The sequence below is a fragment of the Pseudomonas serboccidentalis genome (assembly GCF_028830055.1).
Classification (GTDB): Bacteria; Pseudomonadota; Gammaproteobacteria; order Pseudomonadales; family Pseudomonadaceae; genus Aquipseudomonas; species Aquipseudomonas serboccidentalis.
Window position 1 is genome coordinate 5,043,397 of sequence record NZ_CP101655.1, and the last position, 13,123, is coordinate 5,056,519.

A 13,123-nucleotide genomic window follows, 5' to 3' on the forward strand; every position below is an offset into this window, starting at 1 on the left:
CACATAAGAAAAAACCCATAACGGAGTCACTTATGGACATTCGCCCCCTTGCGCCTGGACTGTCGGTATCCGAACAGATTTTTCCCAACCAATTGGCCGAACTGAAAGAGGCCGGCTTTCGTACCGTCGTGTGTAACCGTCCCGATGGCGAAGGCAGTGATCAACCCTTGTTTGCCGAAATCAAACGAGCCGCCGAAGCCGTCGGCATCGAAGCGCACTACCTTCCTGCGGAATCAGGCAAAGTCACCGACGAACAAGGTATCGCCTTCGGCAAGCTTCTTGAATCGCTTCCAAAACCGGTGTTGGCCTATTGCCGTTCCGGCATGCGCTCGACAACGATGTGGGCACTTTCACAAGCGGGTAAACAATCCTTGCCACACATCGTCGAGACGGCCAAAAAAGCCGGGTTCGATATGAAAGGTGTCATTCGCCGGATTGCCAATCAGGGCCGCACGCCGGTCGAAGTGGCTGAGGCGCAGCATACCGTGGTCATCATCGGAGGCGGTGCGGCAGGTATCGCGACTGCATCCAGTTTATTGGCGCGAGATCCTGGGCTCGACGTTGCCATCATCGACCCGGCAGATGTGCACTACTACCAGCCTGGCTGGACACTTGTCGGCTGTGGAGTCTTCGATGCGCCGCAAACTGCGCGCACAATGGGCACGACCATCCCCCGCGGTGTGCATTGGATCAAGTCGGCGGTCGCCGCTTTCGAACCCGAGAGAAATGCCGTCATTCTGGATGGATGCAGAGTCGTCAAATACGAGCAACTGGTCGTGTGTCCTGGCCTGAAGCTCAATTGGCATGCCATCGAGGGTTTGTCGGACACCCTGGGCCGCAACGGCGTGACTTCAAATTACCTGTATCACCTTGCGCCTTATACGTGGGAACTGGTGCAGCAACTGCGTGGTGGCCGTGCGGTTTTCACGCAACCGCCCATGCCAATCAAATGTGCGGGGGCACCGCAAAAAGCAATGTACCTGTCTGCCGATCACTGGAAACGTACCGGTGTACTGGACAACGTCGAGATCGAGTTTTGCAGCGCCGGCGCGGTGCTGTTCGGGGTTCCCGACTATGTGCCCGCACTGATGGAATACATCACGGCCTATGGTATCGACCTGAATTTCGGCAACACACTCACCAGCGTGAATGGACCCGCACGGACTGCAACGTTCAACTGCGTGAATCCGGATGGCAGCTCCCAACGTGTTACGCGCGACTTTGATCTCCTTCATGTGGTGCCACCGCAGATTGCGCCGGATTTCGTTCGGGTCAGCCCTCTCGCTGACGCGGCTGGCTGGATCGATGCCGATCCTGCCACGTTGCGCCATAAGACCTGGGTCAATATTCATGCATTGGGAGACGCCATCAATACCAGCAACGCCAAAACCGCGGCAGCAGCACGCAAGCAGGCGCCCGTCGTTGCCCATAACGTGTTGGCGGCAATGGGTAAAGCAAAAGGCAGCGCCCATTACGACGGTTACGGCTCCTGCCCGCTGACGGTTGAACGCGGCAAGATCGTACTGGCTGAGTTCACCTATGGCGGCAAGGTCGCCCCCAGCTTTCCATCCTGGCTGATTGACGGTACCCGGCCATCGCGGCTGGCATGGCTGCTCAAAGAGCGGATTCTTCCACCGCTGTATTGGAAGGGAATGCTCAAGGGCCATGAGTGGATGGCGAAACCTGAGATGGCCGACGTATGAAATCAGACCTGAAAGCAAGGAGACTGAGATGATCGTTGTCTTACTGCTCGGGCTTACTGTCGGGGTCATCCTGGCTCTGACCGGTGCCGGAGGAGGAATACTGGCTGTTCCTTTACTGGTATTCGGCGTGGGGTTGAGCATGGCCGAGGCAGGGCCAATCGGTTTACTGGCTGTCGGTCTGGCCGCGACCCTGGGTGCCGTAATGGGGCTCAAAAACGGCACCGTCCGTTATAAAGCCGCGCTTCTGATTGCAGGAGCGGGGATCGTGTGTTCCCCCCTTGGCCTTTGGCTGGCACAGCGCACCCCTAACCGTCCGTTGACGATCATGTTTGCCTTCGTGCTGATGTACGTTGCATTTCGGGTATATCAACGGTCGCTCCCGCCCTCCACGGAGTCAAAGCCCCCCGTCACATCCAAACCGCCGCCTTGTCTATTGGACGTGAACCGGGGAAAGCTTAACTGGACGCGTCCGTGTGCGTGGGCACTCGCCGTCTCTGGCGTTGTCGCGGGCGGGCTTTCGGGCTTGCTCGGTGTGGGCGGTGGCTTTGTGATGGTGCCGGCGCTGCAGCGATACACCAATTTGACAGCGCAGTCAGTGCTTGCGACGTCACTTGCCGTTATTGCGCTGGTTTCAATTTCCGGCGTTGCGGCAAGCTCCGCAGCCGGGCACTTGCAGTGGGCAGTCGCCATTCCGTTTTCCACTGGCGCACTGGTCGGAATGCTCGGTGGGCGTCTGATTGCGGCCCGGCTGGCGGGGCCACACTTACAAAGAGGCTTCGCCGCGGTTTCCATGGTGGTGGCGGTGGCCTTGCTGGTGAAAGCCGTTTAGTCATGTACATGAGCTGCCGTGACGTAAAGCAGGTGTTCTATCGCATCAGTCGTCACGCAGCATTGGCAACCCTCCAAACCCGTTACCAACAATTTTTCGCCGGAGAAACTTCATGAATGTCGACTGGCTCAACTTCACTCCCTGGTCCTCCCTTGCCGGTGGCGCTTTGATAGGCCTGGCGGCCAGTCTGTTCGTGGTCGCCAATGGACGTATCGCAGGCATCAGTGGCCTCATCGGCAGTGTTTTACAGCGCGGGAGCGAGGGGAGAAATGAGAAGGCACTTTTTCTCCTGGGCCTGCTTATCGCGCCGCTTCTGTGGGGAGTGTTCGGCACGCTGCCACACATTGAGTTCAAAAGTGGCTGGTTCGGACTGATCGTCGCCGGTGTATTGGTGGGCATCGGCACACGATACGGATCAGGTTGCACCAGTGGTCATGGCGTCTGCGGCATATCGCGCCTTTCGCCGCGATCGATGGTCGCCACTGTGTGTTTCATGTTCAGTGGTTTCGTCACGGTGTTTGTCTTGCGTCATCTGATGGGGGGGTGAACATGACCAGACTGACCGCGTTCATTGCTGGCCTGCTGTTCGGCCTGGGCTTGCTTCTGGCCGGCATGGCCAACCCGAGCAAAGTACTCGCTTTCCTGGATCTAACCGGTGCCTGGGACCCTTCCTTGGCGCTGGTCATGGTCGGCGCAATTGGCTTGGCCTTTGGCCCGCTAACCTGGGCGCGACAACAATCCAGTTCGGTGCTGGGAAGGCCAATGCAGCTACCGATCAAGCGTGAGTTGGACCCGCGATTGATTGGCGGGAGCCTGTTGTTCGGCATCGGTTGGGGCATCGCCGGCATCTGTCCGGGCCCCGCAGTGGCAATTTTGCTGACAGGACACTGGCAAGTGATCGTATTCATATTGGCCATGCTGGCCGGCATGTTGTTGTTTACTGCGCTGGAGACCCGGCGCAGCCATTGATCGGGAGATTGCCATGAAAGCGAACATTGGAACCATTGACCGTAGCCTGCGCATTATCACCGGTCTGCTTCTCATTGGCCTCAGTCTGTCCGGTGTGATCGGCGTGTGGGGTTGGATAGGTTTAGTGCCGCTGGCCACTGGCATCTTCCGTTTCTGCCCCGTCTATACAGTGCTAGGGATCAAAACCTGTAACCGTTGCTGAGCGACCACCATTGCACGCTTGCGGGTGCCTGAAGGTGCCCGTGGTGGGTGGCTGGCGCATCAATCCAGCAGGTGCTTTAGCGCAGCGACGCCAACAGGCGGCTCCGCGGCCCAGGGCACCAAAATGACAGCATGGCTGGTTTGCTCCGCGACTCGATTCATCTGTTTTTGCTCACTATCCAGACGCGCTCGCAGCAGCGGATCGGTGGTGTCTGTGGCCAATAGCGACTTATTGACCACCCAGGCAAACGGTTCGATGCTGGCTCTGCGCAAGTCATCCTGCAGCGCTGCGGCCTGAGACACGGGTGTGGCTTCGGGCAGCGTCACGAGAATGATTTTGGTGTAGTCCGCATCTTGCAGGCGCATCAATGGCGTGACGATATGGTCCGAGGCTTGGCCTTTGAATTCTCGAAGCATCTGACGGTGATAGGCGCCTGTGGCATCCATCAATAGCAGCGAATGCCCTGTGGGAGCGGTGTCCAGCACCACGAACGAGGTTCTGGCTTGAGAAACCACGCGGGAGAAAGCGTGGAACACAGCGACCTCTTCGGTACAGGGCGAGCGCAGATCCTCGATAAGCAAGGCTATTTCATCTTCAGTCAGGGCCGAAGCGCGGGAAGCCACGATCTTGTCGACGTATTTTTGGGTTTCGACCTTCGGGTCGATGCGGCCGACGCTGAGCCCTTGAACATCGGCGTTGAGGGTCATCGTCAGATGCGCCGCAGGGTCCGTCGTGCTCAAATGCACGGACTTGCCGTGCTGCACCAGGCCAAGTGCGATGGCGGCGGCAATGGTGGTTTTGCCTACTCCCCCTTTGCCCATGACCATGATCAACCCGCGTTCGTCAGTCGCAAGCTCGGCAACCAGTTCCGAGAGCGTGTGATGTTCCAAGGGTGAGCGTGCTTGTGGTGCAGTCGTTGTTGGCCTCTCAAGTTCCGGGGAAAGCAGACCGCGGAGCGCGGGCAAGCCAACGGAATCTATGGCCTTGAGCGAAATGTAGTCAGTTGAAAGCTGGCGCAGCGACGTGGGCATCTCGTCGAGCGCTTGCTGGCCGATCGCTTCGATGGCGGCTGCGATCGGGTCATTCAAGTCGCTGCGTTTGAACACAGCGTTCACCACTAAACGCTGATTTTCCAGACCCAGCTCACGGAGTTCATCGGAGGAACGCGCGGCCTCGCCCAGTGCGCCTTTGTCCGGTCGAGCCACTAGCACGACGGTGGTCAGGGCTGGATTGTTGAGCGCCGCCAATGCCTGATTGAACAGTTGCTCCTGCATTTTCAACCCCGAGTGCGGCCCCAGGCATGACGCACCGCGATCATTGCCTTCCAGAAATCCGCTCCACGCTTTGGGCAGGCTCAACAGCCTGAGCGTGTGCCCCGTGGGGGCGGTATCGAACACAACATGATCATAGGCCGCGCCGCCCTGTGACAGGAGGTGGGAGAACTCATCAAAAGTTGCGATTTCGGTCGTGCATGCTCCCGAGAGTTGCTCACGCACCAGCGCAATATCTTGATCGCTGGCCTGGGGGCCCATTTGCTCGACCACCCGGGCCCGGTAGTCGATGGCAGCGGTCCCGGGGTCGATGTTGAGCACGAACATTCCAGGCACATTCGGCACCGCGACAGGCTGATTACTCAGCTCGACATTGAGCATCTCATCAAGGTTCGAGGCCGCGTCTGTGCTAACCAGCAGCACCTTCTTGCCTGAATCAGCCAAGGCGATTGATACCGCTGTGGAAACCGACGTTTTGCCAACCCCGCCCTTGCCAGTGAAGAACATATATTGGGTGGGCTGAGCGAGCAGTTTGAGGGTGGACTGCATGGCACGCTAGCCTCGCTGCGGAGCACAATTGAGGCTCAGAGTTTAGACCGATGTTCGGCACCTATCACTTTATCTTATGAATCAAGCGGAAAGTTTTAGCCCGCATTGCCAGACCGAGACAATGAATGCGCGCGCGCGTGGTGCCGGCGCTGGATCCGGACAAGATGATTGAACCACCCCGCCCCATCAGCGGCAGCGCTTTCTGGACCGTGAAAATCCGGCCCTTCACGTTAGTGCCCGAGACTTCATATAAAGCCCCTTGCGGTAACGCCTGATTTATAAAGATAACGACCAGCGTGCCGATACTCCAAAAGCACTCAAGGTCACTGCACACTGTTTTTGGCGATGAGCAAGGAACACAAAATGATGTCTACTCGTCAGAACGCACTCAAAGCATCAGACGTGGCCCTTTGCGGTCTGGTGTGCCTGGCTGGGGTGGCCGTCACGTTCTTGGTGCTGATCCTGTTCGTAAGGTCGGAGCAACGTACCGTTAACGTTGCGTTCCAACTGGAGGTCGACGAAAGATTCAGTCGCCTGCAACGACGCTTCAATACCCAGGTCTTGAAACTGGACGTTGTGAGGCGTTTCTTTATCAACGCTGACGATGTCACTGAAAAAGAGTTTCTGGGATTCGTTACGCCTCTGGTTGGAGAGGACGAAGCCTATAGCTGGGTATCAAGGATTCTCGAGAAGGATCTCCAAGCGTTCCGCGCCAAGGCGCTTCGCAACGGCACCAGCGATTTTTCATACCATGAAATCAATCCCGACACTGGCGAAAGAGTCCCCCTCACCCGCCGGCCCGAACACTGGATATTGCTCTACTTATTGAAGCGCGATGACGTAAAGATCATACCCGGCATGGATGTTCTGGCTCGCCCGGGTCGCCAGGCCTTGATGAGCAAGGCACGAGAAACACGTCAGATCGTTGTGTCGCAACCATTGAAAATGACCAATGGGCAGTCGGGAATTTTCTTTGTCGCACCTGTATTCCAGGAGCTCTCTGGGGTTCCATTGAGCGATGATAATTTGCAGGGGTTCGTTGTCTCCACCGTACGCCTGGCTTCTTTGATGGAACAAGGCATTCCATTGCCAAGTCTGCAACGACTGAACGTGACGCTTTCATTGATCGACACGCAGCATCAAGGGGAAAACATTTATCAGAGTTCGGCCCCTGCTGCCCCTTCAGCGCTGTACGCGCAGCGGCTGCTGAAAGTAGCCGACCAAAATTACTTGATCCGGTTCAGACCCAGCTCAACCTTTCTGGTCGCCAACAGCTACACACTGTCCATCAGCCTGATTATCGTATTCGGATCAGGATTGACGCTGCTGCTGACCCTGATGGTGTACTTGCTGATTACGCAGCGCGCCCGCGCGCTCTCGCTGGTTGATGAACGCACGCAAGACTTGCGCTTGTTGAACATTACCGATCACCTGACCGGAGTCTATAACCGCCGATACTTCGAAGAGTTGATGGAACGCCTGCTCATCGAGGCTAACGTGCAATACCGCCCTCTGTCGCTGATCATGTTTGACGTCGATCACTTCAAACAGATCAACGACCGCTGGGGCCATCAGTGCGGCGATAACGTTCTGAAGTCGTTGTGCGCACGGATACGTTCGGCAACACGCAAAACCGATCTACTGTGCAGAACCGGCGGAGAAGAGTTTGCATTGATCTGCCCCGATACCGAACTGAATAACACAAGACTGCTGGCCGAAAAGCTTCGAGCTCTGATAAGCACCCTGCCATTCGATGAAGTTGGGCAGGTGACTTGTAGCTTCGGCGTTGCGACGTGGATTCCATCAGAATCGTTTGACGCCTTCATTCGACGTGCCGATTCCGCGATGTACCGTGCAAAAGCAAGTGGTAGAGATCAAGTCCAACTTGCCGATATGGAGCAGATCGGCTAGCCGGATGTCACTGCGCAAACGCCAGGCTCGACAGCTTCGGATCATCCCATTGTCCGATACGCCTTCCTGGTAATGAGCGGCAGAAGACGAACCAAATCTACCCTTTGGGAAGCTCTCGTCGATGGTTTCAATGCGCTTTGATATCAGGTAAAGAAAACGATATGCCACTGCTCCGGGAAATTACTGGCGTGGGATGAGGTGATTTGTGAGGTAACGCTGTCGTTCCGAAAAATGCGGGCCCGCCACATTACTTCCTGTCACGCCATCGACTTCGGGCGTGGAGATACGCCGTCAAATCGCTGTAGCCTAGTTGAGCAGCAATCTCCGTTAACGACTCTCCTTGTAATTCAAGATGCAGTTCCAATTCTGCGCGAATCTGATCGAGCAATTGTCTGAAGGTTGTACCTTCCTCTTCCAGTCGTCTGCGTAAGGTCCTTGGCGTCTGGTGCAGCGCCTTCGCCAGAGGGGCCAGATTGGGCGTTTCACCTCTCGCTAGAGAGCGTCGCGCGCCTTCAGCGACCTTGGCTGACCAACCGCTGAAATTCCTATGCGCGGCGATCCGTCGATCCAGTTCCTGGGTCAATAACTCAAGCATCCCGTGATGATGAGTCTGCATCGGCAGGCTCAAGCTCCGAGCATCGAAATAGAAGCAGTTAATCGGGCAGTCAAACTCGACATGGCTCCCAAACCATTGGGTGTATTGCTTGTAATACGACGGACGTGAGTGGGTAAATCTTGCCAGGACCGGCTGCACCATCTGCCCTGTTCCCCGCCGCATCTGTGCGATGGACATTGCGCCGTAGTGCTCAATGACATAGCGCGCCAGCTCACTGGGTGCATCGACGCACAGCTCGATGCCGACGCCGTTTTCATCATTGAGCAGTCGCACCGTGTCCGTGTCTGACGCAAGCCGCGCGTAGCGGGCCCAAAGCTTCATGGAGGATAAAACGTCGGGGCTGTACAAGCACAGATAGGCCAGAACGTGCCAGTCCTGAGGCGTGAATAGCGTGAACAGTTTCAAGCCGATCGCCGGATCGATGCGCGCCGCCTCGCGCCAAAGCTGATCCAGCTCGATCAGGCTGTAATCGCTGTTTTCTCTCAAGGCCTGGCTATCCAGGAAACGCTCCAGCACCTGGCCCAATTTGCCGCGGTGAAAGCGCTGGGGGAAACGATTGGCCTGTTCTCGCTCAATTTTGTCCGTTTCGCGCATTGGGATGGCTTACTCGTTGGCTTCTAATGAAATGGCATTGCCCGCAGGGGCCTGAATCGAGAGTGCCATGAATACAATAATGCTCGTCAACAATCCTTCCGTCATAGTGGCCGGGATATTCCTTGCCTTCATCTTGCTGGAACTCGCGTGTTCTTCGCTCCGACAGCCGTCGAGCGGGAAGCGCGATGTACTGATCGAAGTCATAGGCTCCGGGATCCTGGTTGCAATCACGTTCCCCAGTGTCATGTGGCTCAGTGGAAAAATCATGAGCCTGGCTGTTCCGGAAATGAAAGGCGCCCTGGCCACCATTCCCTGGGTCGCAGGGTTCGTGTTGTTTCTAGTACTGGATGACATGACTCAATACTGGTGGCATCGACTGACACATCGGGTCCCGGCACTTTATGCGCTGCACCGCGCTCACCACTCCGCGCCCTACATGAGTGTCCGCATCGTTTATCGAAACAACAGCTTCTACTACATGCTGATGCCCAGCATCTGGCTGTCCGGCATACTGATCTATCTAGGGCTTGCGCATATTTACTATGTTTATCTGATCCTGAAGATGATCGTCATCTTCGCAGCGCACAGCAGCGTTGCGTGGGATGACAAACTGTATGGCATCCGTGTGTTGCGTCCTGTTGTCTGGGTTCTGGAGCGAACGATCTCCACCCCCTCCACTCATTCAGCCCATCACGGCTTGACTGCCGAGGATGGTGTCACGCATTACAAGGGCAACTTCGGCAACCTGTTGTTCTTCTGGGACATCCTGTTCGGAACGGCCAAAATTACCCGCCGGCGCCCGCCCTTATACGGTATCGAACACTTGTCGCCGATCAGCTGGAAAGAAGAGTTGTTCTGGCCCATCGTGCGTTCACGCCGCGTCGCCCCCAAAGCACACAACGCTAAACAGAAGGTGGCGCAATGAGCCGTCATATCGTTCTGCTGTCTGGATCGAATAGAGCAAACAGCCAATCACTCAAAGTCGCTAAATATTTGCGCGACCGATTAGAGCTACTTGGTCTTTGTGATTCAGGCGAACTGCTGAACCTGGCTTCTAGTCGGCTACCGCTGTGGCCAGAAGAAGACATTGATGGAATCTGGAGTGTCCAGCAATCCATCCTCAAAAAAGCAACCGCACTGATCGTGATCAGCCCGGAGTGGAATGGCATGGCTTGCCCGGCGCTGAAAAATTTCTTTTTATACGCGGGACTCGGCGAACTTGGACACAAGCCAGCGCTCCTGGTGGGGGTTTCGGCTGGGCTCGGGGGAGCCTATCCAATGACTGAATTGCGTGCTTCGAGCTACAAAAACAGCCGGATCCTGTATTTGCCTGAACAACTCATCATAAGAAATGTTGAATCGATGTTGAATGGCGAAATTCCCTCAGACGAAAATGATATTCGCATCCGCACACGTACCGACTGGGCTTTGCATTTACTTTGTCAGTACGATAATGCCTTGCGCACGATACGACCTTCAATCAAACACCCACCTGAGTTTTCTACGGGGATGTAAAACCGTCGCTGTTACGGAGTAACTATGAGACAGCCCCGAATACTCAGGGCTGTCTCATTTCTGACGCGTGAGATTTGCCTTCCTCCCTTTTACAAGGTGTAGGAAACACCCACTTGCACGGTTCGCGGCGCCCCCGGGTAGGCGTAAACGTTGCCGAATGCACCTTCTTCATAATCACGATCAAACAGGTTTTTCACGTCAAGGTTGAGCCGCACCTTGTCATTGATCTTGTAAAAGCTGAGCAAGTCGACAACGGTGTAGCTGCCCATCGAGAACGCGGTGTTGGCGGTTTGTCCGGCGCGCTCGTCGACGTACTTGAGGCCAGTGCCCAGACCCAATCCCTTGAGGGTGCCGTCCTGGAACTCATACATATTCAGCAGGCTGAAGCTGTTTTTCGGGATGTTCAGTAGCCGCGTGCCAGAGCGCAGCACGTTGTCCTTGGTCACTTCGGCATCGACATAGGCGTAGCCGCCAATCACGCGCCATTCGGGCGTGAGGTTGCCGGCAACGTTGACGTCGAAACCACGGCTGCGTACCTCACCGGCCGCAACGCTGAAGGTCGAATCAACAGGGTCGGTGGTCAACACGTTACGCTTTTCGATCTGATAGACCGCCGCATCAACACTCAACTGCTGATCCAGTGCTTCCCACTTGATACCCATTTCGTAAGACTTGCCCTTCTCCGGCGCAAATCCACCACCCTGGCGACTTGCCCCGGTGTTCGGCTTGAAGGAGCGCGCGGTGTCGGCATAGACCGCCAATGTCTCGGTCAGGTCGTAGGTCACGCCGATGCGCGGGGTCACCGCGTTGTCACTCGCCTGCCAGCTCTTGGCGCCGGGCACATAGGTGTCGTAATCATGTTCGAAGCGTTCGAAACGCGCCCCGGCCAGCACCTTCAGTTTGTCGGTCAGTGCCACCTGATCCTGCACGAACGCGGCATAAGTCTTGAGGTTTTCCTTGTCATGAGTCGGCGTGCGGGTGAGTGCCGGGCGCGGCTGGCCGTACACCGGATCGAAGATGTCGATCGGGTACGCGCCGACAGCACCGCTGGAGCGTTGAATGATCGACTTGTAGTCGTAATCCTCATACTCGATGCCGGTGAGCAACGTGTGCTGTAAACCAGCGGTATCGAAATGGCCGGTCAGATTGAGCTGGGTATCCTTGTCGGTCCACTCCAGCTTGCGATAGTTGAAGTTGCGCCCCAGGGTGCGGCCGTCAGCGGCAATACCGTTGGCCTCGATTGCGTTGCCCTTGAGCGAACCATCAAGCCACTGGAAGCCGCCCCCCAGCGTCCAGTCGTCGTTGAGCATGTGCTCGAAACGCAGTTGCGCCATGTTGTTGTCGTTATGCAGTTTGCCCGCGTCTTTCTCGCCGAAAAAACTGTCGCGCGAGGCGGTACCTGTCTGCTTCGCATAACGTGTCACGCCTCGATCCAGAGGCGCGTTGTTACGCATGAAATCGCCTTCGAAAATCAGCTTGGTCGCGTCGGTTGCCTGCCAGGTGAGCACCGGCGCGATGCCGTAGCGCTCGGTTTCGACGTGATCGCGGAAGGTGTCGCCACCCTCGCCCACCACGTTCAGTCGATAGGCCAGGCGCCCTTCTTCGTCGAGCGGACCGGAAGCGTCCAGGGTGCCACGCTTCATGCCCTGATCATTGAGTTGGCTGCCCAAGGTGACGGTGCGCTCGGGCAACGGCTGTTTGGAAACCACGTTGAAGGTACCGCCAGGATCACCCCGACCATAGAGCATGGTGGCCGGGCCGCGCAGCACTTCGAGGCGCTCAATCGTGTTGGCATCCGGCATGTTCGGATAGCCGCGGTTGATCGGAAAACCGTTGCGATAAAACTCGCCAGTGGTGAAGCCGCGAACGGTAAACGTGGTCAGGCCCTGGCCACCAAAATTGTTCGCCCGCCCCACGCCCCCGGCGTAGTCCAGCGCGTCCTGCAAACGGGTGGCGCCCAGATCCTCGACTGCATCCTTCGAGACCACACTGATCGATTGCGGGGTTTCGTGGATCGACGTATCGGTGCGTGTGGCGCTGGCCGAGCGCGTCGCCCGATAACCCTGGACCGGGCCGTCCGCCCTTTCGTAATTCGCAGTACCGATAACATCGGTGGCGTCCAACTCGAGGGTTGAGGGTGATCCCCCCGTTTGTTCAGCCCATGAGGCAGGCGACAATGCTTGCAGCACACAAATGGAAAGCAGGGTTCGACGCATGGAGGGAGAAACCTTTACGAATAGGCCAATGCAGGGAGTGAAACCGCCAAAAAACTCCCGCGCATGCTATACAAAACCATTCGCAATTAATACAAGATCCCATTAACGCCTTATGCCGCTCCTTGGTACCGACGATCGCGATCGTCCGCAAAGTTTCTATGTTCCGCCCGAAAGCCCCTCAATGGCCTGGGCGAACCTCGCGCCGGCCTTGCGCACTAGCTGACGCCATTCAGTTGCTGTAATCAGCCCTTCCTGCTCCATCGTATCGGCCATTTTCAGCAGCTCGTCATATTGATCCTCGATGTCCATACGGATCTCTGGCTCTTCAAGTAATTTTCGCCAGGCGGCCAACGCCTGCTCCTTCCGACCGTCGCTCATGGTCATGCCCCCCGGGTGACTTGTTAGTCGGTAGAGGGCTGCGATTCTGGAGTGTTCAGTGGCGGCGACTGACGGCGCGACAGATGGTTTCGCAGGTCATCAATGAAGTTGCCGTTGCAGGTGACCGACCGGTTTCCACCTTGAACGCAAGGTCCAGGCGTGTCGATATCAGGCACGGTTGTGGCGCAATCAGGCTACTGAGGCGTCGGACAGGCCGGGTAAGGTGACGGTGTTTTACGTCAAAATAACCACATCATGATGATGCGGTTGATAAGAACTGCGGCGGTTGAAGGGGACTTCTTTCGGGGATCTCGATCGGCAACGAGGGTGATCGATTGCCCCGTCAACTCGCTTAAATGTCGACCAGCAG

At 56.7% G+C, this 13,123-nt stretch carries 12 protein-coding genes and 1 pseudogene; 8 read left to right on the plus strand and 5 right to left on the minus strand.

Annotated elements, in window-relative coordinates; genetic code table 11:
* Positions 1-32 precede the first annotated feature (32 nt).
* The 5 genes from NN484_RS23045 to NN484_RS23065 all read left to right on the plus strand — a co-directional run bounded on the left by NN484_RS23045 (position 33) and on the right by NN484_RS23065 (position 3,703).
* Positions 33-1,703 carry a bifunctional protein tyrosine phosphatase family protein/NAD(P)/FAD-dependent oxidoreductase gene (locus NN484_RS23045; RefSeq protein WP_274657987.1) on the plus strand — a complete coding sequence of 557 codons (1,671 nt, stop codon included), beginning with the start codon at positions 33-35 and terminating at the stop codon, positions 1,701-1,703.
* Between the two features lie 28 nt (positions 1,704-1,731).
* On the plus strand, positions 1,732-2,532 hold the full coding sequence (locus tag NN484_RS23050; protein ID WP_274657988.1) for a sulfite exporter TauE/SafE family protein: 801 nt from the start codon (positions 1,732-1,734) through the stop codon (positions 2,530-2,532).
* A 112-nt stretch (positions 2,533-2,644) separates the two neighbouring features.
* Complete coding sequence (locus NN484_RS23055) at positions 2,645-3,079, plus strand: YeeE/YedE family protein (protein WP_127646885.1); 435 nt, start codon at positions 2,645-2,647, stop codon at positions 3,077-3,079.
* Between the two features lie 2 nt (positions 3,080-3,081).
* A complete protein-coding gene (locus tag NN484_RS23060; RefSeq protein ID WP_274657989.1) occupies positions 3,082-3,501 on the plus strand; it encodes a DUF6691 family protein in 420 nt (139 codons plus the stop codon).
* A 13-nt stretch (positions 3,502-3,514) separates the two neighbouring features.
* Positions 3,515-3,703 (plus strand): YgaP family membrane protein, encoded by a 189-nt coding sequence (locus NN484_RS23065; protein WP_274657990.1) that lies wholly within the window; start codon positions 3,515-3,517, stop codon positions 3,701-3,703.
* Between the two features lie 59 nt (positions 3,704-3,762).
* Here NN484_RS23065 and arsA read toward each other — a convergent pair whose 3' ends face one another.
* Positions 3,763-5,523 (minus strand): arsenical pump-driving ATPase, encoded by a 1,761-nt coding sequence (gene arsA / locus NN484_RS23070; protein WP_274657991.1) that lies wholly within the window; start codon positions 5,521-5,523, stop codon positions 3,763-3,765.
* Between the two features lie 130 nt (positions 5,524-5,653).
* Positions 5,654-5,758 (minus strand): annotated as a pseudogene (locus NN484_RS23075) (oxidoreductase); the annotation flags it as partial.
* A 128-nt stretch (positions 5,759-5,886) separates the two neighbouring features.
* Here NN484_RS23075 and NN484_RS23080 point away from each other — a divergent pair.
* Positions 5,887-7,434: a sensor domain-containing diguanylate cyclase gene (locus NN484_RS23080; protein ID WP_274657992.1), complete on the plus strand. Its 1,548-nt coding sequence runs from the start codon at positions 5,887-5,889 to the stop codon at positions 7,432-7,434.
* Positions 7,435-7,681: 247 nt separating this feature from the next.
* Here the strand turns inward: NN484_RS23080 and NN484_RS23085 are convergent, their stop codons facing one another.
* Positions 7,682-8,644, minus strand: a complete 963-nt coding sequence (locus NN484_RS23085) for an AraC family transcriptional regulator (protein ID WP_274657993.1) — start codon at positions 8,642-8,644, stop codon at positions 7,682-7,684.
* 67 nt (positions 8,645-8,711) lie between these two features.
* Here NN484_RS23085 and NN484_RS23090 point away from each other — a divergent pair, with 67 nt between their 5' ends.
* Together NN484_RS23090 and NN484_RS23095 are read left to right on the plus strand one after the other, a co-directional pair.
* The gene (locus NN484_RS23090) at positions 8,712-9,569 is read left to right on the plus strand and encodes a sterol desaturase family protein (protein ID WP_215500309.1); all 858 of its coding nucleotides are present in this window, start codon (positions 8,712-8,714) and stop codon (positions 9,567-9,569) included.
* On the plus strand, positions 9,566-10,159 hold the full coding sequence (locus NN484_RS23095) for an NADPH-dependent FMN reductase (protein ID WP_274657994.1): 594 nt from the start codon (positions 9,566-9,568) through the stop codon (positions 10,157-10,159). Before NN484_RS23090 ends, NN484_RS23095 begins: the two co-directional genes overlap by 4 nt.
* 89 nt (positions 10,160-10,248) lie before the next feature.
* On the opposite strand, the gene NN484_RS23100 is transcribed toward NN484_RS23095, so the two are convergent.
* Together NN484_RS23100 and NN484_RS23105 are read right to left on the minus strand one after the other, a co-directional pair.
* Positions 10,249-12,375: a TonB-dependent siderophore receptor gene (locus tag NN484_RS23100; RefSeq protein WP_127646870.1), complete on the minus strand. Its 2,127-nt coding sequence runs from the start codon at positions 12,373-12,375 to the stop codon at positions 10,249-10,251.
* A gap of 156 nt (positions 12,376-12,531) precedes the next feature.
* Positions 12,532-12,753 (minus strand): hypothetical protein, encoded by a 222-nt coding sequence (locus tag NN484_RS23105; protein ID WP_127646868.1) that lies wholly within the window; start codon positions 12,751-12,753, stop codon positions 12,532-12,534.
* Positions 12,754-13,123: the final 370 nt, after the last annotated feature.